Raw genomic sequence first — 21,678 nt, forward strand, 5'->3', positions numbered from 1 at the left:
ATACCCAGCGGTCAGCTGCGCCCCGCTCGGACTCGGTCAGCTGCATGTCGACCTGGGCGGTGCTGCACAGGCTCTGACATGGGAACCCGTGTAACAGCGCAGTCGTCACGGAGATACTGACCATTCCACCCATGGCCGTGCCGACGCGGAACTGGGGACCGGCCAACTGCACCAGTTGGTTCTGCACACCCACGAAGAGGGCCGACACCGCACGCTGCCGCAGCAAGCTGCCCTGCCCAGTGATCCTGTGAACCGCCCCGGGCCCGCAGCCGTACGGCCCGGACGACCGAGGGATCGCGATGTTGTTGGTCAACAACCACCAACAGGAGTGGTGCTTTTGACCTGGCCATCGGTGCCCTGCATGAGGCCGCCGGGCAGCGCGGAGCGGTCAGCCATGCAGCCGACGCAATAATCCCGGCGACGTGGACGGTTGTCCGGGATCCTGGTCGGCATGGATGAGGTCAAGGTGGTCGTTGCCCATTCCGAGCGCGCGACCCTGCGCGTTGGCGACGTGTTCCTGAAGGTGGACGCCGATCAAGCACGCATGGACGTCGAGGTCGAGGCGATGGCACTGGCGCCGGTCCCGACTCCGAAGGTCTTGTGGCGCAAGCCGCCCGTGCTCGCGATCGCTGCGGTCCCGGGGACGGCGCTCGGCCGCCTCGGCGAGCCGTCGACCGCGTCCCCGGCGGCATGGGCCGCGGCAGGCGCCGCCATCCGGAAACTGCACGACGCGCCGCTGCCGGCCCGGACCGGCCGGGCCGGCCGGGGCCTGAACGAGTTGGCGGCGGAGCTCGACGGCGAGTGCGAGTGGCTCGTGACGAACGGCGTCCTGCCCGTCGACCTGGTCGCCCGCAACCGCCAGGTCGCCGAGGCCGCGCTCCGGTCGTGGACTCCGGTGCTCACGCACGGTGACCTGCAGGTGTCTCACGTGTTTGTCGAGGGCGATGAGGTCACGGGCATCATCGACTGGTCCGAGGCGGGCCAAGGTGATGCCCTGTACGACCTTGCCACCTTGACGCTCGGAAACGAGGAGCGCCTCGGCGACATCGTCGCCGGCTATGGCACGGACGTCGACCTCGACGTGATCCGCGCGTGGTGGTCGTTGCGAAGCCTGCTGGGGGTTCGCTGGCTCGTCGAGCATGGCTTCGATCCGTTTGCGCCGGGTTGTGAAGTCGACGTGCTGAGATCCCGGATGTGAGGCTGCGCTGGCCCGGCTGCGGCGAGTGCGTTCCGGTACATCGAGCAGACCAGCTCTCGGGACGGTGGCCCACCACTGCAGCAGCGCGATCGGCCATCCCAGGGACCCAGCAGTACACGCCGTCCAGGCCGGAGCTGTGCCCGGTCCTGCGCCGGGCGAGGTGAGCGGTGATCTGGACCCGCGGACCTTGTCCCGGTACACCCCGTGGTCATCACCGCGGTCGGCGCGGTCATCATGAGGCCATGCTTCCGATCACAGTGAAAACCGAGAGCGCGCCGGATCGGGTGCGGATGCCGGACGCCGAGTTGACGGCGCTGCTGGAGAGTATCGGCGCCGACGGCGACCATTTCGTGGTGCTGGAACGGATACCGGAAGCACCAGCTGAGTTCCTGCAGGCGTGGCGCGACGGTACGGACGGCCCATACCGCGTGGAGTACCGTGACGGCTTGGCCATGTAGTTCTCCGTGGATGTCGTTTCGACACGAGTCCGGGAGTCACTTGCGCCGGCGATGAGTGATCAATGTCGATGTGAAGTGATGTCGCTGGCCGTGTCATCCAGCCCGCTGGCAGGCGGGAGGCCGGCCTGAGCCGACATGAGTGGGCCGGTTCCGGGAAGTCCTCCGGCATGACAGACAACGGGCGGCGGTCCTGCGCACGGGATAGGCTGCAGATCGCCTGGACCACGATCACCCCCGTGACCAGGCGGCTGATGCGGCCGCACAAGAGGCGCCCATCACATCCCAGCCGGCCCGCCCCTCCGGCCCCTGCACCGCTGTGGATCCGAACCCGCTCTCACGAGATTCGTCTGGCCCCAACGTCCCTGCGCTGACCAAGACATGGCGAATGTGCGCCTTACCGCCCCTCGGGGTGGGCTGCGGCATAGAGGGCGGGGAGGATGTCATGGGTGCGGCCGGTCTCCTGGGTGTTGTGGCGGATCCAGTGGTCGGCGGTCGCCTTGGAGAAGAGGAGGGGGCGCAGGATCCGGTTCATCAGCCGGCCGAGGACGGGAGCGGTGACTTCGATGACGGTCTCGGCGTAGAAGCTGATGCCTCCCGGCGCTGGTGCGTACTGGTGGGTGATGCGGCCTCCCGGTATGCCGCCGGGGCCGAGGATGTCGAAGGAGAACTCGGTGGTGTCGAGCTTCGTGGTGCGCATCACCTGGTGGATGCGGTCGCGGTAGTCGTTGAACTGCTCGTCGATCCGGGAGAGCGCCCCACCCGGAACCCGTTGTTCTTCGTGCCGTCGGGGGCGTCGGTGAGCGGGGTCATGCGGATGTGGTCGCGGTGGTGCCACGGGTGGTAGTTGAGGATCTCGGGGCCGGAGAACTCCTCGCCGTTCCAGGTGGTGATGCCGGCGAGGTTCTCGAACCACCACTGGAGCATCTCGGGCGTGCAGCCCTTGATGTCGTCGTGCTCGATCTGCACGGATATGCCGCCGCGGCGGGTGACGGTGGAGTCCGCCTCCAAGCCCACCATGCATGTTGACTGTGCTGGCCAAGATTGCCCGAAGTACGCCTCTGTGTCGTTGCCGCGTGGCAGCAATAGGGAGGAGACGTACGGGGCACCTTGTCGTAGGCGCTCACGGCATCAGCGGCGGGATTGCGGCCGTGTCAGCGGGGTGGTTGCGAGTGCTGTGTGGTGACCGGTTGTTGTTGCCCTTGGTCTTCCTCGGTTGTACTGGCGCCGAAGAGGAAGCCGGCGACGGCGACCACGGCGGCGCCGGCGGTTATCGCCCCCACGAGATCTCCTGTGCCCGAGGTTGCGGTGCGGCTGCGCTTGGAGTGTCGGTAGGCCCCGTATGCCGCGGCGCAGCCGAGGAGGAAGACCAGGCCCGCGACGGGGTCGATATGCAGGGTCACTTCTTGTGAGCCTCCCTTGCGGCGGGGCCCGCCGGATTGCGGGCCCCGCCTTGTGCAGCATCGGTGGAGCGGTGGCCGGATCAGGGGGCGGTGGTGCAGACTTCAAGCTCGGCGGCGAGCTCCGGATCGATCTTCGGAATGTCGTCGAAGTCGCCGTCAGGGTCGCCCTCGGCCTCCAGCCGGTGCACGGCGTTGGTGAGGGAGGTGGTGAACACCCACCAGCGGGCCTCGTACGCCCGGCGCGACGCCGTGGAGCGCTTGACTTCCACCACCACCTCGACGTCGAGCTCGCCCCCGGGGAGCAGGCAGTCCGGCGTTGGTTTCAGCAGCGCCGGCCGCTCACTCAGCAGGGGGTCGACCTCCTGGTCGTACATATGCAGGGCCTGGCGGTGCCAGTGGAGGGCGTCGGACTGCTCGGCGAGCTGCACGTGGTGCAGGTAGAGGCAGTGGGCGGCGGTCGCAGAGCCGGCACCGGCGGCGAACTGCCACCAGAACTGCGCTGCCTCCTGGCGGTCAGCGAGGTAAAGCAGGCAGGCGAACGCCAGCGCGCCGGCCGGCTCGATCCGGTGTCTGTCATCGACCAGCAGCGCCATGGCAGCGATGGCTGCCGGATTGCGGATCACCCGGGACGAGAGCGCGCCCAGCTGGGCGGTTGCCCGGGCGTGCAGGGGAGTGACGGGGGCGGGAGGCTCCTCGCGCAGCTCGCGGCAGTGGTTGAAGTGGCGGGCGTTGCGGGCCCGCTGTTCCAGCGTGGTGGCCTTGCGCCACACCACCTTCCGCGCGATGCGGTTCAAGGCCGCCTGCGCGTCGTAGTCGGTGTAGGCGTCGGCCAGGACCTCTGCGCCGGCCAGTTCCTGGTCGATGCGGGCAGGCCTGCGGTTGTTCCGGCTCATGCCTGTTCCTCCTCTTGCGGTTCTTCCCAGGCGATGCGCAGTTCGCGGGCGAGGCGGCGGCGTGCGCCGGAGATGTGGGATCGGACCGTGGCGTAGGTGACGCCCATGATGTGGGCGACCTGTTTGGGGTTGTAGCCGAGCACGAAGCGCAGGACGATCACGTCGTACTGCCGTTCCGGCAGCCGGGCGATCGCCGCGTACAGGCCCAGCTGGGATTCGAGGATGTTCAGCTGTGCCCGGCTGGCCTTCCGGGCGGCGGCGAACGCGGCGCTGGCCACGAAGGGTTGCCGCTTGTGTTTGGGCATCCGTTGCGCGATCGCCTCTTTGAGCGCGGCCATGGCATAGGCCGGCACATTCGGCTGGCGCAGGACCTCGCTCCAGTCGGCGGCGAGCTCGGCGAAGACGTCCTCGACCACCGTCTCGGCTTCGCGCTCCTCGTCCAGCTGGAGGCAGGCGTAGCGCAGGTAGGCGCGGTGGTGCTGCATGAAGAAGGCCGTGAAGTCCAGCGGGAGGACCGCAGAAAAGTGGGCCTCGGCCACGGATGCGGCGCTCCAGGGGTTGGGGTGGCGGGAGGTCACAGTGCGCCCTCCCGATGATCGGCGCGGCGGGTGCAGCCCGGCTGGGCTGCAAGGCGGCTCGCTCCGGTCCGCACGCCCACCCCCTGGGAGGCCACCCCGTGGGAGGCCACCCCCTGTCCTGCGGTGCGTGCATCGGCGGCGACCCGTCGCGGTGTACCCACAGCCCACGTCGGTATGTGAGCGGCCATGTCGGAATGCACTGACTGTCGTCCTCTCAACGGCTGAGGAGTGCTCGCCCCCCGCGTCGGCACTCAAGGGCGCCTTTGCCCTTGGGGCCAGCCAATCGAAAAAGGACCTCGAATGTGCAAGCGGATCCAGAGAAACATGTGAAACAGGAGCATCCACTTTCTCGTGTGTCCCAACAAGTGCGAACGCGCCCGGGCCCTCCGCCTTGTATGGCCGGCTCGCCGGCGGCACCCGAGCGTCATGCGGCATGCCGGGGAGGCGGGCGCGCGGTGGGTTTCGAGCATGGTGCCGATGCCCCGCCGAGCCGATGTGTTTGCTGGCCCGCATCAGCGAGAGGACAGGAGTTGCCTGCCGCGGCTGGTTCTATGCGCGAGTCGTCTCATGGCCGGGAGCCCGGCGGGAGCGGTCCGGGTTGCCGGGCGCATGGTGAGGATCAGTACGGCGAGGCTGGTGAAGAGGACGACGGCGACGATGCCGGTGACGTGCAAGCCATGGTGAATGCCTCCCGCGCGGTGTGCAGCAGTGCCGCGCCCCGGCCGTCGGGAGGATGGCGGCCGGCAGCGACCGCGTCGGCCGGCGAGTCGGACGTGCCGTCCATCCTGCTGCGGTAGACCATCGCTGCCAGTACACCGAGCAGCGCGAAGCCGAGAGCACCGCCGAGGTAGTTGCCGGTCTCCGACATCGACGCCGCCGCGCCGGCCCGCTCCGACGGCACCGACCCGAGTACCAGCCCGGTGCCCAGCGCGAACAGTGGGCCGGTGCCCAGCGCCAGTACGGCGATGCCGGTCATCGCCAGCGGCAGGGCGCGTCCCCCCGTCGACGCCGATCCGATGGTCACCCTCAACCGCGCGATCGCGCTCGACGAGACCAACGGCCCACGGGCCGGGTTGGCTCTGCCGGCCCCGCTGGACGGCGATGACCGGATGGCCGGGCACCACCGGTTGCTGTCAGTGCGGGCGCATCTGCTGGAGAAGACCGGCGACAGCGCCGGGGCGTACGAACACTACCGGCGCGCGGCGAGGGCCACCGCCAGCATCGCCGAACAGCGCTACCGGGAGTCCCGGGCCGGCCGGGTGAGACCGTAGATCCAGCTCGCGGCGGGCAGTGGTCTACAGGGGCGGCCTCCGGGTCTGCGCGTGGCGAAGAGTGGCCCGCGAAGTTGCGTGATGATGCGCGACTCCGTCTGGTATCGCGCAACTTCACGCTCTTGACATGACAGGAGGTGCTCGATTTACTCCGTGTCACGTCGCCGTTCACCGCGCGACGCAGAGGTACGCCTAGCCGGTAGTTGGCGTTGCGCCACGAGCCCGGACTGAGTCGCCAGGATCACGGTCTGTGTCCGAGGCGGGGACGTGCCCTCATCACGTGGAGCTCGCCTGATGAGCCTGAACTTCGTTCGTCACCGTAGGTCCCTGGGCCTTGCCGCGGCCGGCACGGTGGCCCTCGCGGCCTCCCTCCTCACACCGGCCATCGCCTCGGCCGGACCGAGCGACGTCACCCTTCCCCCGGCGCACGCCGGATTCGACTACCAGATCGGCGGCGCGTACACCCCGCCGGCCGGTGTGGACGTGGTGAGCCGTGACCGCAGCGACTCGCCGGCCGCCGGCAAGTACAACATCTGCTACGTCAACGCCTTCCAGGCCCAGCCGGGCGCGGAAAAGAACTGGGACTCCGACCTGCTGCTGCGTGACGCGAACGGTGAAGTCGTCTACGACGACGACTGGGGCGAGGCCCTGCTCGACGTGCGCACCGCCGACAAGCGGCAGCGCGTCGCCGCGAAGGTGAACACCTGGATCGACGAGTGTGCGAGCAAGGGCTTCGACGCGGTGGAGCCCGACAACTTCGACAGCTTCAGCCGCTCGGGCAAGCTGCTTCGTAAGGCACAAGCACAGTCCTACATCAAGCTGCTTTCCGCCCACGCCCACGACAAGGGGCTGGCCATCGCACAGAAGAACACCTCGGAGCTGTCCGGAAACCGAGTCGCCAACGGGCTCGACTTCGCCATCGCCGAGGAGTGCGGCAGATGGGACGAGTGCGACCAGTACACCTCGGCCTTCGGCGACCACGTCATCGTGATCGAGTACACGGCCGACGGTCTCTCGACGGCGTGCGAGGGCTGGGGCGACGAGCTGAGCATCGTACGCCGTGACCTGGACGTTTCCCCCGTCGGCAGCAAGGGATACGTGCGCGAGACCTGCTGAGCAGATACCAATCCCGTGGTACCGGTCCTGGGCGTCAGGGGGCGTCCGGGACCGGTGACACGGCGACGGTCCCGCGGCGTGCGGCGTGCGGCGTGCGGCGTGCGGCGTGCGGCGTGCGGCGTGTGGCGGGAAAGGGGCCGTCCTGCCCGTGGCGGCCACCGCTGCGTTGGTTCCCGGCGGATCGCGACGTCCGCTCTTCCTGGAGGTACAGATGGCTGCAGTCTCATCCGCGGTTCCCCGGCCCACACGCCGCGGCGTCCTGCGAGGCGGCGGTGCGCTGGCGCTCTCCGCGGCCGCGGCCACCGTTGCCGGCTGCGCCGCGGACACCGCGGCCGGCGCCGGTGCCGACGGCAGGATCACCCTGCAGATGTGGCACGGTCAGACCGACACGGCCGCCACCGTCATCAAGAAGCTGGTCGCCGACTTCGAGCGCGCCCACCCGCACATCAGAGTCGACCTCGGCGGCGGAGTCCTGGCGGACTCGATGCTGCAGAAGGTCACGGCCGCCCTCGCCGCCGGTGCCTACCCCGACATCGCGTACATCTTCGGCTCCGACCTCGCCAGCGTCGCCCGCAGCCCGCAGGTCATCGACCTGACGTCCATGGTGGCGGAGGGGCCGACCCGCTGGAAGAACTACTGGCCCGCGGCGCGCGAGGCGGTCACCGTCAACGGGCGCGTCCGGGCCGTACCCGCCGTACTGGACTCCCTGGCGGTGGTCTGCAACGCCAAGCTCTTCCGCGCTGTCGGGCTCCCGCTGCCCGAGGCCGGCTGGACCTGGCAGGAGTTCGTGGAGACCGCGCGCAGACTCACCCACGCCGGGCGCGGCACGTTCGGGACGGGGTGGCCGGGCACCGGCGACGAGGACACCGTGTGGCGCCTGTGGCCGATGATCTGGGACCTCGGCGGCGAGGTGATCGCCGAGGACGGCAAGCACATCGGGTTCGCCGAGACCGGTGTGCGGGCGCTGGAGGTCGTCCACGCACTCGCCCGCGACCGCAGTGTCTACATCGACCCCAAGCCCGGCAGCGAGCAGATGTACCAGGTGTTTCTGTCCGGCCGGATGGCCATGGTCCCCACCGGCCCGTGGCAACTCCCCGACATCACACAGGCCGGGGTCGACTACCACGTGGTGCCGCTGCCCAGCTTCAGCCGGAGGCCGGTGACGATCTCGGGCCCGGACACCTGGACCCTCTTCGACAACGGCGGCGCCCGGGCGGCGGCGGCCCGGACCTTCATCGGCTGGCTGACGCAGCCGGCCCAGGACGTCCGCTGGGACGTCGAGGCGGGCAGCCTGCCGCTGAGCCGCCACAGCCAGGCCCTGCCGGCGTGGCAACGGCACGCACGGGACACCCCAGGGCTGCCGGTGTTCACCAAGGCCGTCGAGACGGCCCGGGTACGGCCCGCGCATCCGTCCTACCCGCAGATCTCGCAGGCGCTCGGGCAGGCGATCGTCGCCGTACTGCTCGGCAAGAGCTTGCCGGCCGAGGCGATCCGCTCCTGTGCGCAGGAAGCCAACGCTGCCCTGCTCATCCCGCGTTGAGGAGTCCCGTATGCCCTCTCTTCCCTCGCCGATCACCTTGAGCGACGCCGACCGCGGCCGGCGTGCGCTGCGCCGACGGCGCCGTGGCGAGTCGGCCACCGCCTGGGCCTTCATCTCGCCTGCGGTGCTCATCATCATCGGGCTCAGCGTGGTTCCGGTCGTGTGGTCGCTGCTGCTGTCCTTCCAGGCCAACGACCTCGTCACACCGAGCCGCTGGGTGGGGCTGGACAACTACCGGGCGTTGGTGCAGGACCCGCACTTCGGCCAGGCCGTACGCAACACCCTGCTGTACACGGCGTTGTACGTGCCGCTCAGCCTCGTCCTGGGGCTGGTGCTGGCGCTCGCGCTGAACCGGCGCATCAGGTTCGTCGGTGTGTACCGCACACTGATCTTCGTGCCCTTCGTCGTCTCGGCCACCGCGCAGGGCGTGCTGTTCTCCTTCATCCTCGACCCGCAGTTCGGCGCCGCCAACGCGGTACTGCACCACCTGGGCATCTCCCCGCAGGGCTTCCTCACCGACCCCACCCAAGCCCTGCTCGTCCTGGTCGCCATCACCCTGTGGAGCGGTACCGGCTTCTGCGTCGTGGTCTACCTCGCCGCCCTCCAGGACGTCCCGCTGGAACTCCTCGAGGCGGCCCGGCTGGACGGGGCGGGGCGGGTGAACCTGCTGCGCCACGTCACCCTGCCCACGCTCACGCCCGTCAGTGTGTTCCTGCTGCTGTGGCAGACGATCCAGTCGCTCCAGGTCTTCGACCTGGTCTACGTCACCACCAAGGGCGGTCCGCTCGGCTCGACCACGGTGATCGTCTACTTCATCTGGGAGCAGGCGTTCAAGAACTTCACCGCCGGCTACGGGGCGGCGGCGGCCTACGTCCTGGCCCTGGCACTTCTCGTGATCGCCGTCGTGCTGCGCGTGGTACGCGGCCGGGACCGCACCCAAGGAGCCACGTCATGACGGCCACCTCCGCGCCACCGCAAACCGCCCACCGCTCCGCGGTCGAACCCGGCACACCGGCGGCGCGGCGCCGCCGCCCGCGGCTGCCCTTCAGCATGTGGCACGTGCTGCTCGCGCCGCTTGCACTGCTCTTCGCGGTGCCGCTGATCTGGCTGCTGCTCAGCTCCGTGATGAGCAACGCGGAGATCAACCGCTTTCCGCCGGCGCTGTGGCCCTCGGGCATCGACCTGGGTGGCTACCGCTATGTCCTCGGCAACGCGATGTTCCCCCGCTGGCTGCTGAACTCGGCCATCGTCTCCGCGGTGGCGGTCGCCTCCAACCTGCTGTTCGGCGCGCTCGGCGGCTACGCGTTCGCCCGCATGCGATTCGCTGGTTCCAGAGCGTTGCTGGTACTGATGCTCGCCACGATGGCGATCCCGTTCCAGCTGACGATGATCCCCACGTTTCTGGTCATGAAGCGGCTGGGGCTCATCGACACCCTGGGCGCGCTGATCGTGCCCTCCCTCGTCACACCGTTCGCGGTCTTCCTGCTGCGGCAGTTCTTCCTCTCCCTGCCCAGGGAGCTGGAGGAGGCGGCCTGGATCGACGGCTGCTCCCGGCTGCGGGTCCTCTTCCGCATCGTGCTGCCGCTGTCGCGGCCGGCGCTGAGCACTGTCTCCGTACTGACGTTCCTGAGCACGTGGAACGACCTCACCTGGCCGCTGATCGCCATCAACCACGACACCCAATACACCCTCCAGCTGGGCCTGACCACCTTCCAGGGACAGCATCACACCCGCTGGTCCGCCGTGATGGCGGGCAACGTGATCACCGTGCTGCCGGTGCTGCTCGCCTTTCTCGGCGCGCAGAAGGCATTCATCCGGTCCATCACCTCCAGCGGCCTCAAGGGCTGATCCGCCAGCAGGGCTGACCTCCCCACGCCTTCACACAACGACACGACCTTTGGAATCCGCGATGCCGCACACCTTCGACCTCCTCGTCATCGGGGACGCCAACCCCGACGTGATCCTCGGCCCACTGACCGCACCGCTCGCCTTCGGCCAACGCGAGCAACTGGTGGAATCCGGCTGCCTCACCCTCGGTGGCTCAGCCGCGATCATGGCGTGCGGCGCCGCACGCCTCGGCCTGAGCGTGGCCTTCGCCGGGCGCGTCGGCGACGACGACGCGGGCCGTTACGTGCGGAACACCCTCGCCGAGCGCGGGGTCAACACCGACTTCCTGCACCTCGACGCCTCCCTCCCGACGCCACTGACCGTGGTCGTGACGCGAGGGGAGGACCGCGCCATCCTCACCTCGCCCGGCACACTGGCCGCCACCACCGGCGACGACGTCCCCGCCCACCTGCTCATGACCAGCAGACACGTACACGCCGCCGCCTACTTCCTGATGCCCCGGCTCGCCAAGAGCCTGCCCGACCTGCTGCGGACCGCTCGCGGCCACGGCGCGGTCACCTCCCTGGACACCAACGACGATCCCTCGGGCCTGTGGGACGCGGCCCGTCTCGCACCGGTCCTCGCCGCGACGGACATCCTGCTGCCCAACGCCTACGAGGCCGGGCGCCTGGCCGGGCCGATAGCCCGCACCCCGCAGGCCGCGGCCGAGCACCTCGCGACCCACGGCACGCTCGTCGCGGTCAAGAACGGCGCCGAGGGCGCACTCTGCCACGACGGCCGCCGACTCGTCACTGCCGCCGCCCCCTCCGTCACTCCCAAGGACACCGTCGGCGCAGGCGACAGCTTCGACGCCGGATTCGTCGCCGCCACGCTCGCCGGCCTCCCCCTGGAGGACTCCCTCCGGTTCGCCGCAGCCTGCGGTGCCCTGTCCACCCGGGCACACGGCGGCACCTCAGCCCAACCCACGTGGGACGAAGCCCTCGCCCATGTCACCCGCAACGGAGAGACCCCGTCATGACCCGTCCCAAGATCACCTTCATCGGCGCCGGCAGCGTCGTCTTCACCCAGGGCCTGCTCGCGGACCTCTTCGCCTTCGCCGAACTGAAGGACGCGCACATCGCGCTGCACGACATCGACACCGAACGGCTGGACACCGCCGAGGCCGCCGCACACCACATCGCCGGCCACCTGGGCGCGGGCGCGCGAATCACCGCCCACCTGGACCGCCGCGAGGCGCTGACCGGCGCCGACTTCGTCATCAACATCGTCCAGATCGGCATGGGCGAGGCCACCCGTACCGACTTCGAGATCCCCGCGCGCTACGGCCTGCGCCAGACGATCGGCGACACCCTCGGCATCGGAGGAATCTTCCGCGCGCTGCGCACCTTCCCCCACCTGCGGGCGCTCGGCGCGGACATCGCCGAACTGTGCCCCGACGCATGGCTGCTGAACTACACCAACCCCATGGCGATGAACGTCCAGTACCTGGCCGAGGCCACCGGCCTGACCAAGGTGGTGGGCCTGTGCCACTCGGTGTACTGGACCATCCGCGACCTCTCCGACCTGCTGGAGGTCCCCTACCAGGAGGTCACCTACCGGGCCGCGGGCGTCAACCACCAGGCGTGGGTACTGGAATTGCGGCACGGAGAGACCGACCTGTACGGGCGCCTCGACGAACTCATCAAGAGTGAACTCATCGCGGGGGAGGAGCAGCTGCGCCGCAGGGTCCGGGTCGACATGTACCGAAGGCTGGGCTACTACCCGACCGAGACCAGCGAACACTCCTCCGAGTACGTGCCCTGGTACCTGCACCACGACAGCGAGATCGAGCGTCTCCGCCTGCCGGTCGGCGCCTACCTCGGCATCGTCGAGGAGAACGTCGCCGCGTACGAGAAAACCCGCGACGCGCTGGCCGCCGGCGAGCCACTGACGGTCGAGGGCACGATGGAGTACGCCCCGCAGATCATCCACAGCATCGTCACCGGCACCCCTCGCACCGTCTACGGCAACGTGCGCAACCACGGCCTGATCGACAACCTCCCGCGCACCGGGGTGGTGGAGGTGCCGTGCCTCGTCGACGCCTCGGGAGTGCAGCCCACCCGGATCGGGTCGCTTCCCTCGCAGCTGGCGGCCCTGAACCGCACGTACCTCAGCATGAACGACCTCGTCGTGCGGGCCGCGGTGGAGGACGATCCGCGCCACATCCGGCACGCCGCCATGACCGACCCGGCCACCGCCGCCGCCCTGCCGGTCGAGCGGATCTGGCAGCTCTGCGACGACATGGTGCGCGCCCATGCCGACCGCCTCCAGCCCGCGCTACGAGCCACCCTCGGCAGCTGAACGGCCGTTCCTCCACCCGCGTCCCACCGCATCCCCAGCGCCTCCGCTCTGCGGGCGGCTCGCGCGGCGGTGCGGGTGGGCAGCCCGGCCCATTCGAGGAGGCCACCCATGGCAGCCGCCCGAGCAGAGGCGTCCACTGCCTCGCTCATGGCCGCACGCAACCCTGCCGGCCCGCTTCCGGCCCCAGCTCGGGCCGCATGGGCTCGCCTACGTACCGGTACCGTTCCAGCCCCATCGGCCGTGACAGTCTCTGCCCAGCGGCGCGATGTGGTCCCGGTCGTCGCCAAGCTGGAGCATGCCCTCTGTGTGAAGGGCTGAGAGCCAGGGCTGTACGTGCCTGTTCTCCCCGGACGGCTGCACGTGTCCGGGGCTATTGGCCTCCCGCACACCGGCGCACGGGTGGCAGGATGCTGCCGTTCGCTGCGTATCCGATGTTCCCTGCGCCGGTGAGTGTTCAGCGGGAGGTCAGTGGCAGTGCCTCCGCCAGGCGTCGCCATTCGGCTCGCGGGATGTCGCCCAGCGGGTCGGCGGTGACGACCTGCAGCGCGACGTGGTCCGCGCCGGCCGCGAGGAAGTCGTCGGTGTGCCGGCGGACCGCGTCGACGTCGCCGATGGCGAACAGGGCGTCGATGAGCCGGTCGCTGCCGCCGTCCTTGAAGTCCTCCTCGGTGAAGCCGAGCCGCTGGAGGTTGTTGGTGTAGTTCGGCATCGCCAGGTAGAACGAGAGGTAGTTCCGGGCTGTCTGCCGGCCGCGGGCGAAGTCGGTGTCGAGGACGACCTTGTGCTCGGGGGCGAGCGTCGCGTCGTCGCCCAGCGCGGCCCTGGCCTGGGCGGTGTACTCGACCGTGACCAGGTACGGGTGCGCGCCCGCCGCCCGGTCACGGGAGAGCTTCAGCATCTTGGGGCCGAGGGCGGCCAGCACCCGTCGGCCGGCCGGTACGGGCACCGGCGCCTCGTCCAGACCGGTCAGGAAGTCCTTCATAGCGGAGTACGGACGGGCGTAGGCGTCGGCGAGCTGCGCGTGGCTGACGCCCAGCCCCAGCAGGAAGCGGTGGTCGAAGGCGGCGTCGGCCTCCGCGAACTGAGCGGCGACGGCGGCCGCCTCGTGCTCCCAGATGCTGAGGATGCCGGTGGCGACGCGGAGGTTCCGGGTGGCCTCCAGGACCGGTACGGCGTTCGCCACGCCCGGATTGCCCCGAGCCAGAGCGTTCCGTAACCCAGTTCGTCCAGCTCCGCCGCGGCGTCCGCGATCTCCGCACGGCGCTCCGCGTCGCCCGAGTGCCGCGCCCCGTACGCTCCGGTCCAGATGCCGATGGTGCCGATGTCTTCAGTGACAGTCATGGTTCGGACAAGGGCAATGGCCCGGCAGCTATTCCCGCGGCCGGCGACGTGTTCTCGCCCGCCTGACCTTGATCCGGTGGAGACGGTAGTAGTCGTACTGCGTGCCGGAGCGCAGTGTCCCCGGCGTCGGCCGTTGCTTCGGTCGGCGCCGAGGGAGCGGACCCTGGGCGCCGGCCTGGGGTGAGCGTTCGCCCACGATGAATCCACGGTCGCCGAGGCGCGTGCGGAGGTCCTTTCCCCTCCGCGACGCGTCTCGCGCTTCTGGTGCGCCTACATGTGCGCTGCGCCGGCCTTGATCGCTTCGCGGATTCGGGAGTAGGTGCCACAGCGGCAGACGTTGCGGATCTCGTCGAGGTCGGCGTCGCTGATTTCCCGGCCCTCGGCGCGGACCTGCTTCACCTTGGCGACGGCCGCCATGATCTGGCCCGGCTGGCAGTAGCCGCACTGCGCCACGTCGTGCTCCAGCCATGCCTCCTGCATGGGGTGCAGGTCGGCGCCCACCGTGTCGGGGAGTCCCTCGATCGTGGTGATCTCGTCGTGCTCGCCGATGTCAGCCACCCGCACCGCGCACGGGTTGAACGCCTTGCCGTTGACATGCGAGGTACAGGCCTTGCACACGTTGATGCCGCAGCCGTACTTGGGCCCGCGTATGCCGAGAACGTCGCGCAGCACCCACAGCACGCGTACGTCGTCGTCGACGTCGACGGTGACCGGCTTCCCGTTGACGACGAAGGTGTGTTTGCTCATCGTGCTCTCCTCAGTAGGTCCAGCTCAGGCCGTCGGTCGGCGACTCGGGTACGGGCGGGATGAACGACTTGACCTCGAAGCCGATGGGGTCGTCGTGGTTGATGGGGAACCTCTTCGGCACCTTCCCCGTGGCCCGCGCGTATGCGCAGGCGACCGCGGCGACGGAGCAGGCCACGCCGGCCTCCCCGGCGCCGCCCGGCTGGTCGCCGCTGGAGGGCATCGCGATCGGGGTGAAGTCGGGCGGGACGTTCCACTGCCGGGTGTAGAAGTAGTTGTCCCAGCTGGCTTCCAGGAAGTGGCCGTCCCGCAAGTGCAGACTGCCGGTCAGTGCGAGCGCCAGGCCGTCGGCGAAGCACCCCATCATCTGCGCCTCCAGGCCGCGCGGGTTGATCACCAACCCGGCGTCGATCGCGATGACGGCCTTGGTCACCCGCGGTCCCGCCACACCGTCGCGCACCTTCCGGTTCACCGTCTCCGGCCGGCAGTCGATCTCGACCAGGCACGCGGTCACGCCCTTGTACTCCTTGTGGACGGCGATGCCCTGCGCTGTGCCGGCAGGCATCTTCCGCCCCCAGCCGCCGACCTCGGCGACCTTCCGCAGCACGGCCTTGGCCCGGTCGTCCTTCAGGAATCCGAGCCGGAAGGCGAGCGGGTCCTTGCCCATCGCCTTGGCCAGCATGTCCACCACCAACTCGTTGGCGCAGGCCACGTCGGGGGAGTAGATGTTGCGCATGGAGCCGGTGTTGAAACGCCGGTCGGTTTCGGTGAGCGTCTGGGTGACGACACCGAAGTCGTAGGGCAGCTCCTGGGTGAGTGCGTAAATGGTTTCGGCGAACCCGAGGTTGCCCACCCCGGCGGGCAGTTTGGACGCGACCGCGGTGAGCATCTCGCCCAGGCCGTGCCGGAACGAGGTCTCCACCGACGTATGCCGTTGTTCAAAGGTGAGCACGTTGCCCGCGAGGTAGGTTGCCCGGATCCGCGAGGTGGCCATCGGATGCACCCGCCCCTGGCGCGGCTCGTCGGCCCGATGCCACATCAGTCGCACCGGCTTGCCCAACGCCTTCGATGCCCGCGCGGCCTCGACGGCGTGGTCGCCGAACAACTTGTGCCCGAACGACCCGCCACCGGTGACGACATTGACCTTCACCTTGCTCTGCGGCAGACCGAGCGCCTCGGCGACCTCACCCTGGGCGACGATGGGCGCCTTCAGCCCGGCCCAGATCTCGGCTCTGTCGGAACGCACGTCGGCCACGGCGGCGTACGGCTCCAGTGCCGCGCTGGAGCGGAACATGAACTCGAAGTCGGCGTCGATGTGCCGGGTCAGGACAGGTACTTTCGGTACGGCGAGGGGGAGTTCGGCCTTGCGCAGGCCGGCCAGTACCGACTCGTCGTCCTCACCCTCCACGCTCCCGGGGCCCCAGTCGACGTCGAGCGCGCGCACCGCGTCGATGCACTGGCCGAACGTCTCTGCGCGGACCGCCACACCCGTGGTGATCATTGCGACGTCGGTGACACCGGGAAGGGACAGCACCGCGGCCGCGTTGCGGATCGCCTTCGGGGACCCGTTCAGCGTCGGTGGTCGGCAGATCATGGTGGGCAGGGCGCCGGGGATATCGAGGTCCATGGCGAACTGCTTCTTGCCGGTGACGATGTCGTGTGCGTCCACCCTGTTCTGCGGCTTGCCGACGACCTGGAAGTCGCTGGTCGCCCTCAGCTGCTCGGGGGCGATCGTCACCTGTTTGGTGTCGTGTGCGGCTGCCTTGGTTGCCAGCTGGCCGTAGGTCGCCGAGGAGCCGTCCGGTGCGGTGATGACACCGGCCTTGGACTTCAGCAGCGCCACCGTGGAGCCGAGCTCGATCGCCGCTGCTTCGAGGAGCTGGTGCTTCGCGATCGCCGCTGCCACCCGCACCGGAGTGAACGTGGAGATGGTGGTGTTGGACCCGCCGGTGAGCTGATTGAAGAGCAGCTCGGGCCGCGCCGGCGCCAGGGTGACCCGTACCTTGTCCACGGGCAGGTCCAGTTCTTCGGCGATGATCATCGCCGTGGAGGTGGTGATGCCCTGACCGACCTCCAGCCGCGGCATCGCGAACGACGCGGTGCCGTCGGACTCGACGGTGATCGTGATCAGCTGCGACGTGGGGCGGGCAGCATCGGTGAGGAGGTCATTGAGGTCGTACAGCTCGGGCGGCTGTGGCGGCGAGGGCACCGCGGCGTACGCCGGAGTGCCGAGCCGGATGTCCGTGGCGACGACCAGGGTGCCGGCCGCGAGGACGTAGCCGAGGAAACCACGGCGGGAGACGCCCCCGCTCGCACTGCCGGATTCAGACACGGATCGGCTGAGGGTCATGGACCAGCCCTTTCTGATCGCTCATCAAGTACCTTCTGTCTTCGGTTACGGCGCGACGCGGCGTGCCAGCTGTTGTACATGTCGTTGATCCGCAGCGGGAGGGGGCCGGCCATGGCGTGGCATTTTTCTGTTCGATAGCTCGATAGCTCGGTGGGTCGGCTGCTGGGGGGCGCGGCTTCCTCGCGGTTCATGCCGTGTCTGTCTCGCTCCGGGCGGCGGTGCGCGGCATGCTCTCGATCACTTCGCGAGCGGCACGCTCGCCGGATTGAATGGCGCCCTCGATGTAGCCGGCGTGTTCGCTCGCGGCCTCGGTGCCGCCCCCAGCGAATGTCGCCGACCCTCGTGTCCGATGTGCGGCGCGAGCGGGCTGGGCAGGACCTGGTGGCGGCCGAAGGTGTTCAGTTGGTCCAGCTCTCTGGCTTCCGGCCCGGCCACGAGGAGGCTCGACGTCACGCCGTGATCGGTCAGTACTCGCGGTCCGAAGTCGGCGGCCAACAGCCGTTCCGGGAGTGTCCCCGCGCCCTCGACGATCAGTCGCTCCTGGGCGCCGCCGTCAGTCGACAGCATCGTCGGCAGTCCGCATTGGTAGCGAACCGCCTCGGCAAAGGCGTGCATCGAGTAGCGGTTGAGGCCGGCCGTCGAGGAGACGGCGACAAGTACCTCGAGCAGTCTGCGGGCTCTGCGGCCCGGTACTTTGCGCAGCCAGTCCTGGACCGTCGTCGAGGCCCACCGTTCGGGTGCTCTCCCTGTTCATCACCTCTCACACCACCTACCTCTCCGGCCGGGCCGAGGAGTTCCCGTGACTCGGGACACACCGCGGGGCCGACTGTGGGGTGTCCGGTTGCCCCCGGAGCGGCTGCGCCTTCGTGGGGGAGAGGCCTTGTCGATGTGGCGGTTGATGTGCGATGTTGAATTCATTCACGCCATGGAAACGTTTCCATCATTTCCATGGAGTTCCACAGGGAGGTGGGGCGATTGGCCACGATCAAGGACGTCGCGGCACGGGCCGGGGTCTCGCTCGGCACTGCTTCGAGAGTGCTCAGCGGCAGCAGTCAGACCTCGGCCGACTCCCGGTCCCGGGTGCTCACGGCTGCGGCCGAACTGGGATACGTCGCCAACGGCCCCGCTCGCTCCCTGCGTCGGGCCCGGACCGATGTGCTGGGACTGGTCGTCTCGGACATCCGTAACCCGTTCTTCTCCGAGCTCGCTCACGCCGCCGAGCAGGAAGCCCGCCGCCACGGATACACCGTGCTGCTGGCCAACGCCAACGAGGACGCCGAGCAGGCTGACGCGTACCTTCAGACCTTTGCCGGCCAGCGCGTCGACGGCCTTCTCTTCTCGCCGCAGAGCACCCTCTCGCCACGGCTTGCGGCAACCGCCGCCTCCGGACTGCCGCTCGTATTCCTCAACCGGACGGTCGAGGGCATCGACGCCCCGCTGTACGGCACGGACAACGCGCAGGGCGTCGAGCAGGTACTCACCTGGCTGCAGCGCCGAGGACATCGCGATGTCGCCTTCATCGGCGGCCCCGAGGAGATCTCCACCGGAGCGGAGCGCCGAGCCGCCTACCTCGCCGGGCGCCAGGCACACGGCATCAGCACGGACGACGGGCTGATCGATGCCGGTGATTTCCTCGCCGACGGGGCGGCCGAGGCCATGTGGCGCATCCTGGACCGCGGCGCCCCCTTCACCGCCGTGTTCGGCGCGAACGGCCTCACGACACTGGGCGCCGTGCGCGCACTGCGCGAGCGGCTCGGCGCAGAGCAGGCCGGCCGCATCGAAATGGTCTCCTTCGATGACCTCGACTGGTTCGAGTTCGCTTCGCCGCCCATCAGCGCGGTCCGCAACGACGCATCGTCCATCGGCCGACTCGGCGTACGTGGACTCGTCGACCTCATCGCCGGCCGACCCGCATCCGGCCGGCGCGTCCCCACCTCCTTCGTCGACCGGGCCGCGGAAGGCGGCTGATGTGCCATCAGATCACCGTCGCGGGCACGGGCACGGGTGTCGCACACACCGACCTCTTCGGCGGACTGTCTGACGTCCGCCAAGCCGCCGCGGTGCGTCCGGCCATGGTGGTCGTACGCCATACCGCGGTGTCCGGCTGACGCCACCTGCCACTGCCGCACCCGGCTCTCCAGAGTGTCCAGAACCTCAGCCCCCAGCTCCCGAGCACCCTCAACCCCAAGGAGTAGCCGATGAAGGTCGCCCTCGGCGCCGACCATGCCGGATACGGACTCAAGGACACCGTTCGCCAAGCCATTGAGTCCCTGGGACACGAGGTGATCGACTGCGGCACCCACAGCGCCGACCCTGTCGATTTCCCCGACATCACCCGCACCACTTGCGAGGCCGTGCTCTCCGGCTCCGCCGACCGGGCCCTGCTCGTGTGCGGCACCGGCCAGGGAGCAGTCATGGCTGCCAACAAGCTGCCCGGCATCCGCTGCGGCCTCGCCCACGAGCCCTACTCCGCCCATCAGGCCGTTGAACACGATGACGCCAACGCCATCGCCATGGGGGCCTGGCTGGTCCCACATGCGCTCGTGCCCGACATCGTCCGCGAGTTCCTCGGCGCCGCCTTCGACGACGACGAAGACACCCGCCGGCGGGTCGCCAAACTCAATGCCCTCGACGCCCTGACTCCGGCCTCCTGACCAACTGTCCGAGCACTCCGGGAGCAGTTGAACCACCGAGCACGCCGAACGCCGTGTCATGAACCGCGCCGGGCGCCTCCTCAGCATGCCCCAAACCTCCAGTCAAAGGACTCGACCGCTTGGCCCGCGGCCCCCACTGCCTCACCCCATAGACGCGCCGGCATTGATCGGGCGAACTATCAAGGAGATCAGCCATGTCCATCAGTGCCACGGCCGAAGGGCGAAGCGCTCTCGGCTCCAAGGACCGCGTGAAGACCGCGGTTGCCGCAGCCTTCGGCACCAGCGTCGAGAACTACGATTTCATTGCCTACGGCACCGCCTCCGCGCTCTACTTCGGAACCGTCTTCTTCCCCGAGAGCGACCGGCTCGTCGGCACCCTGCTCTCCTTCGCCACGCTGGCTGTCGGATTCGTCATGCGCCCGCTCGGTGGCGCGATCGGCGGGTACTTCGCGGACAAGCTCGGCCGCAAGCCCGTCCTCGTCGCAGCGATGACCGTCATGGGCGCCGCCACGTTCCTCATCGGCGCACTACCGACATACGAACAAGTCGGCGTGCTTGCCCCCATCCTGCTCGTGGCCATCCGCATGGTCCAAGGCCTGGCATTCGGCGCCGAATGGGGCGGGGCGATCACGATGGCCTACGAGCACGCACCCTGGCACCGCCGGGGAATGTTCGCAGCCATTCCCCAGTCAGGCAATCCACTGGGTATTGCCCTGGCCAGTGGCGTATTCGCATGGAGCGACACTCTCCATGGCAGCTGGCAATGGAGAGTCCCTTTTCTGCTCAGCGCCGTCCTTGTAGTCGTCGCGTTGATCGTCCGCTCCCGGCTCTCCGAATCCCCCGAGTTCCAGGAGGCCCAGGCCGGCGGCACGACCGAGAAGAACCCGCTCCGTGCGACCCTGGCAGCCGACTGGCAGGGAATCCTGCGGGTCATTGCCCTGCGCGTCGTCGAATCCTTCGCCTATTACTCCACCGCCACCTACCTGCTCAGCTACGTCACCGAACGTAATCCGGAACTGCGCCCCGTCGCCCTGGCCGCGATCACTGCCGCCAGCATTCTGGCCATCGCAGTCACCTTCCTCGCCGGGGCCCTCACCGACCGCATTGGACGCCGGCCCATCTACATCACCGCCTGCACGGCGGCAGTCCTCTTCGCGTTCCCGATGTATCTGCTCACCAACTCGGCTCAGCCAGTTCTGGTCGTGACCGTGTTCATCGTCGGCATCGGACTCATCCACGCATCGCTGACCGGTACCCAGGGCTCTCTGCTCACCGAACAGTTCCGCACCGCGACTCGCACTTCGGGAGCCTCGCTCGGCTACCAAATCGCGGCAGCCATCGGCGGTTTCGCCCCCCTTCTCGCCGCCGCTCTCGTGGGCGCCTTCGGCTGGCCCGGCGCCGCACTGCTCTACCTCGGCGCTGCGGTCATCGGGCTCGTCGGCATCCTGGCGACAAAGGAGACCTGGGGACGTGCGCAGCGTGAGCGTGTACGTGGTCTGGTTGCGGAGGAACGCAGCACCCTGAATACCACAAAGACACTTCAAACCGACCCGACAGCGCCCTCCCCGTCGAAGTGAACTCACCACCTCCCCGGAGGTGGCTACCGCCGAAGAGCGACAAGCTCGACTCCGGCTTTTCGTCGCGTGCAACCGGCGTATGGACGGGTGACGACGTACGCCTTCCCGCCGCACCGGACGGACCTTGAACCGACTGCTGCCGGAGTTGCGCCTGCAGCCCCCAGCCCGTGATCGACGACCGGTCACCGCAATGGCCGGTGCCCAGTGACAGAGTCACTGGGCACCGGAATCCCTCGCGAACTCGTGCGCAACATCAATACCTCCTCGTCATGACCTCGTCCTCATCATGAATTCCTGCTCATCATGAACCTGTCCGGGGAAGGTGATCGGGGAATTTCTCCGGCGTGCTGGATACGTGCTGCGAGCGTGG

The 21,678-nt window shown here is 69.0% G+C and carries 22 protein-coding genes and 1 pseudogene; 13 read left to right on the forward strand and 10 right to left on the reverse strand.

Annotated features, from left to right (window positions below):
* Positions 1-451 precede the first annotated feature (451 nt).
* Together ABZ840_RS08145 and ABZ840_RS08150 are read left to right on the forward strand one after the other, a co-directional pair.
* On the forward strand, positions 452-1,198 hold the full coding sequence (locus ABZ840_RS08145; protein ID WP_361555105.1) for an aminoglycoside phosphotransferase family protein: 747 nt from the start codon (positions 452-454) through the stop codon (positions 1,196-1,198).
* A gap of 242 nt (positions 1,199-1,440) precedes the next feature.
* Entirely contained in the window at positions 1,441-1,656 is a 216-nt protein-coding gene (locus ABZ840_RS08150) for a hypothetical protein (protein WP_361555108.1), read from the forward strand.
* 394 nt (positions 1,657-2,050) lie between these two features.
* Here the strand turns inward: ABZ840_RS08150 and ABZ840_RS08155 are convergent, their stop codons facing one another.
* The 6 genes from ABZ840_RS08155 to ABZ840_RS08180 form a co-directional block, all read right to left on the reverse strand.
* Positions 2,051-2,353, reverse strand: a complete 303-nt coding sequence (locus ABZ840_RS08155; RefSeq protein ID WP_361555111.1) for a hypothetical protein — start codon at positions 2,351-2,353, stop codon at positions 2,051-2,053.
* Positions 2,353-2,673: a hypothetical protein gene (locus ABZ840_RS08160; RefSeq protein WP_361555114.1), complete on the reverse strand. Its 321-nt coding sequence runs from the start codon at positions 2,671-2,673 to the stop codon at positions 2,353-2,355. The genes ABZ840_RS08155 and ABZ840_RS08160 overlap by 1 nt, the downstream gene beginning before the upstream one ends.
* A 134-nt stretch (positions 2,674-2,807) precedes the next feature.
* On the reverse strand, positions 2,808-3,056 hold the full coding sequence (locus tag ABZ840_RS08165; protein ID WP_361555117.1) for a hypothetical protein: 249 nt from the start codon (positions 3,054-3,056) through the stop codon (positions 2,808-2,810).
* Positions 3,057-3,136: 80 nt separating this feature from the next.
* Positions 3,137-3,949: a hypothetical protein gene (locus ABZ840_RS08170; protein ID WP_361555120.1), complete on the reverse strand. Its 813-nt coding sequence runs from the start codon at positions 3,947-3,949 to the stop codon at positions 3,137-3,139.
* On the reverse strand, positions 3,946-4,488 hold the full coding sequence (locus ABZ840_RS08175; RefSeq protein WP_361555123.1) for a sigma-70 family RNA polymerase sigma factor: 543 nt from the start codon (positions 4,486-4,488) through the stop codon (positions 3,946-3,948). Before ABZ840_RS08175 ends, ABZ840_RS08170 begins: the two co-directional genes overlap by 4 nt.
* Positions 4,489-5,146: 658 nt before the next feature.
* On the reverse strand, positions 5,147-5,551 hold the full coding sequence (locus ABZ840_RS08180; protein WP_361555127.1) for a hypothetical protein: 405 nt from the start codon (positions 5,549-5,551) through the stop codon (positions 5,147-5,149).
* Here ABZ840_RS08180 and ABZ840_RS08185 point away from each other — a divergent pair.
* The 7 genes from ABZ840_RS08185 to ABZ840_RS08215 all read left to right on the forward strand — a co-directional run bounded on the left by ABZ840_RS08185 (position 5,544) and on the right by ABZ840_RS08215 (position 12,642).
* Positions 5,544-5,798: a hypothetical protein gene (locus ABZ840_RS08185; RefSeq protein ID WP_361555130.1), complete on the forward strand. Its 255-nt coding sequence runs from the start codon at positions 5,544-5,546 to the stop codon at positions 5,796-5,798. The genes ABZ840_RS08180 and ABZ840_RS08185 overlap by 8 nt on opposite strands.
* 294 nt (positions 5,799-6,092) lie before the next feature.
* Positions 6,093-6,914, forward strand: coding sequence for an endo alpha-1,4 polygalactosaminidase (locus tag ABZ840_RS08190; RefSeq protein WP_361555133.1), 822 nt, complete (start codon positions 6,093-6,095; stop codon positions 6,912-6,914).
* A 211-nt stretch (positions 6,915-7,125) separates the two neighbouring features.
* Entirely contained in the window at positions 7,126-8,454 is a 1,329-nt protein-coding gene (locus ABZ840_RS08195; RefSeq protein ID WP_361555136.1) for an ABC transporter substrate-binding protein, read from the forward strand.
* A gap of 10 nt (positions 8,455-8,464) precedes the next feature.
* Positions 8,465-9,409 carry a sugar ABC transporter permease gene (locus tag ABZ840_RS08200; RefSeq protein WP_361555139.1) on the forward strand — a complete coding sequence of 315 codons (945 nt, stop codon included), beginning with the start codon at positions 8,465-8,467 and terminating at the stop codon, positions 9,407-9,409.
* Entirely contained in the window at positions 9,406-10,302 is an 897-nt protein-coding gene (locus ABZ840_RS08205; RefSeq protein ID WP_361555142.1) for a carbohydrate ABC transporter permease, read from the forward strand. The genes ABZ840_RS08200 and ABZ840_RS08205 overlap by 4 nt, the downstream gene beginning before the upstream one ends.
* Positions 10,303-10,363: 61 nt before the next feature.
* On the forward strand, positions 10,364-11,320 hold the full coding sequence (locus tag ABZ840_RS08210) for a carbohydrate kinase family protein (RefSeq protein ID WP_361555145.1): 957 nt from the start codon (positions 10,364-10,366) through the stop codon (positions 11,318-11,320).
* On the forward strand, positions 11,317-12,642 hold the full coding sequence (locus tag ABZ840_RS08215) for an alpha-glucosidase/alpha-galactosidase (protein ID WP_361555148.1): 1,326 nt from the start codon (positions 11,317-11,319) through the stop codon (positions 12,640-12,642). Before ABZ840_RS08210 ends, ABZ840_RS08215 begins: the two co-directional genes overlap by 4 nt.
* Positions 12,643-13,096: 454 nt before the next feature.
* Here the strand turns inward: ABZ840_RS08215 and ABZ840_RS08220 are convergent.
* The 4 genes and pseudogenes from ABZ840_RS08220 to ABZ840_RS08235 all read right to left on the reverse strand — a co-directional run bounded on the left by ABZ840_RS08220 (position 13,097) and on the right by ABZ840_RS08235 (position 17,692).
* Positions 13,097-13,983: pseudogene (locus ABZ840_RS08220) on the reverse strand (LLM class F420-dependent oxidoreductase).
* 270 nt (positions 13,984-14,253) lie between these two features.
* Positions 14,254-14,730 carry a 2Fe-2S iron-sulfur cluster-binding protein gene (locus ABZ840_RS08225; RefSeq protein WP_361555151.1) on the reverse strand — a complete coding sequence of 159 codons (477 nt, stop codon included), beginning with the start codon at positions 14,728-14,730 and terminating at the stop codon, positions 14,254-14,256.
* A gap of 10 nt (positions 14,731-14,740) precedes the next feature.
* A complete protein-coding gene (locus ABZ840_RS08230) occupies positions 14,741-17,077 on the reverse strand; it encodes a molybdopterin cofactor-binding domain-containing protein (protein WP_361555154.1) in 2,337 nt (778 codons plus the stop codon).
* Between the two features lie 237 nt (positions 17,078-17,314).
* On the reverse strand, positions 17,315-17,692 hold the full coding sequence (locus tag ABZ840_RS08235; RefSeq protein WP_361555157.1) for a hypothetical protein: 378 nt from the start codon (positions 17,690-17,692) through the stop codon (positions 17,315-17,317).
* A gap of 333 nt (positions 17,693-18,025) precedes the next feature.
* On the opposite strand from ABZ840_RS08235, the gene ABZ840_RS08240 reads away from it, so the two are divergent.
* The 4 genes from ABZ840_RS08240 to ABZ840_RS08255 all read left to right on the forward strand — a co-directional run bounded on the left by ABZ840_RS08240 (position 18,026) and on the right by ABZ840_RS08255 (position 21,308).
* Positions 18,026-19,045: a LacI family DNA-binding transcriptional regulator gene (locus ABZ840_RS08240; RefSeq protein ID WP_361555160.1), complete on the forward strand. Its 1,020-nt coding sequence runs from the start codon at positions 18,026-18,028 to the stop codon at positions 19,043-19,045.
* On the forward strand, positions 19,045-19,185 hold the full coding sequence (locus ABZ840_RS08245; RefSeq protein ID WP_361555163.1) for a hypothetical protein: 141 nt from the start codon (positions 19,045-19,047) through the stop codon (positions 19,183-19,185). The genes ABZ840_RS08240 and ABZ840_RS08245 overlap by 1 nt, the downstream gene beginning before the upstream one ends.
* A 90-nt stretch (positions 19,186-19,275) precedes the next feature.
* The gene (locus ABZ840_RS08250; protein ID WP_361555166.1) at positions 19,276-19,731 is read left to right on the forward strand and encodes an RpiB/LacA/LacB family sugar-phosphate isomerase; all 456 of its coding nucleotides are present in this window, start codon (positions 19,276-19,278) and stop codon (positions 19,729-19,731) included.
* Positions 19,732-19,925: 194 nt separating this feature from the next.
* A complete protein-coding gene (locus ABZ840_RS08255; protein ID WP_361555169.1) occupies positions 19,926-21,308 on the forward strand; it encodes an MFS transporter in 1,383 nt (460 codons plus the stop codon).
* Positions 21,309-21,678 lie beyond the last annotated feature (370 nt).

Source organism: Streptomyces sp. NPDC047117, from assembly GCF_040643545.1.
GTDB lineage: Bacteria > Actinomycetota > Actinomycetes > Streptomycetales > Streptomycetaceae > Streptomyces.

Excerpts from the sequence above, each read along its gene's own strand:
- ABZ840_RS08200 (WP_361555139.1), top strand. The coding sequence starts at position 8,465 with ATGCCCTCTCTTCCCTCGCCGATCACCTTGAGCGACGCCGACCGCGGC.
- ABZ840_RS08145 (WP_361555105.1), top strand. The coding sequence starts at position 452 with ATGGATGAGGTCAAGGTGGTCGTTGCCCATTCCGAGCGCGCGACCCTG.
- ABZ840_RS08245 (WP_361555163.1), top strand. The coding sequence starts at position 19,045 with ATGTGCCATCAGATCACCGTCGCGGGCACGGGCACGGGTGTCGCACAC.
- ABZ840_RS08225 (WP_361555151.1), bottom strand. The coding sequence starts at position 14,730 with ATGAGCAAACACACCTTCGTCGTCAACGGGAAGCCGGTCACCGTCGAC.
- ABZ840_RS08160 (WP_361555114.1), bottom strand. The coding sequence starts at position 2,673 with ATGGTGGGCTTGGAGGCGGACTCCACCGTCACCCGCCGCGGCGGCATA.
- ABZ840_RS08210 (WP_361555145.1), top strand. The coding sequence starts at position 10,364 with ATGCCGCACACCTTCGACCTCCTCGTCATCGGGGACGCCAACCCCGAC.
- ABZ840_RS08255 (WP_361555169.1), top strand. The coding sequence starts at position 19,926 with ATGTCCATCAGTGCCACGGCCGAAGGGCGAAGCGCTCTCGGCTCCAAG.
- ABZ840_RS08195 (WP_361555136.1), top strand. The coding sequence starts at position 7,126 with ATGGCTGCAGTCTCATCCGCGGTTCCCCGGCCCACACGCCGCGGCGTC.
- ABZ840_RS08190 (WP_361555133.1), top strand. The coding sequence starts at position 6,093 with ATGAGCCTGAACTTCGTTCGTCACCGTAGGTCCCTGGGCCTTGCCGCG.
- ABZ840_RS08155 (WP_361555111.1), bottom strand. The coding sequence starts at position 2,353 with ATGCGCACCACGAAGCTCGACACCACCGAGTTCTCCTTCGACATCCTC.
- ABZ840_RS08250 (WP_361555166.1), top strand. The coding sequence starts at position 19,276 with ATGAAGGTCGCCCTCGGCGCCGACCATGCCGGATACGGACTCAAGGAC.
- ABZ840_RS08185 (WP_361555130.1), top strand. The coding sequence starts at position 5,544 with ATGGTCACCCTCAACCGCGCGATCGCGCTCGACGAGACCAACGGCCCA.
- ABZ840_RS08205 (WP_361555142.1), top strand. The coding sequence starts at position 9,406 with ATGACGGCCACCTCCGCGCCACCGCAAACCGCCCACCGCTCCGCGGTC.
- ABZ840_RS08150 (WP_361555108.1), top strand. The coding sequence starts at position 1,441 with ATGCTTCCGATCACAGTGAAAACCGAGAGCGCGCCGGATCGGGTGCGG.
- ABZ840_RS08240 (WP_361555160.1), top strand. The coding sequence starts at position 18,026 with ATGGAGTTCCACAGGGAGGTGGGGCGATTGGCCACGATCAAGGACGTC.
- ABZ840_RS08235 (WP_361555157.1), bottom strand. The coding sequence starts at position 17,692 with ATGCACGCCTTTGCCGAGGCGGTTCGCTACCAATGCGGACTGCCGACG.
- ABZ840_RS08230 (WP_361555154.1), bottom strand. The coding sequence starts at position 17,077 with ATGACCCTCAGCCGATCCGTGTCTGAATCCGGCAGTGCGAGCGGGGGC.
- ABZ840_RS08170 (WP_361555120.1), bottom strand. The coding sequence starts at position 3,949 with ATGAGCCGGAACAACCGCAGGCCTGCCCGCATCGACCAGGAACTGGCC.
- ABZ840_RS08215 (WP_361555148.1), top strand. The coding sequence starts at position 11,317 with ATGACCCGTCCCAAGATCACCTTCATCGGCGCCGGCAGCGTCGTCTTC.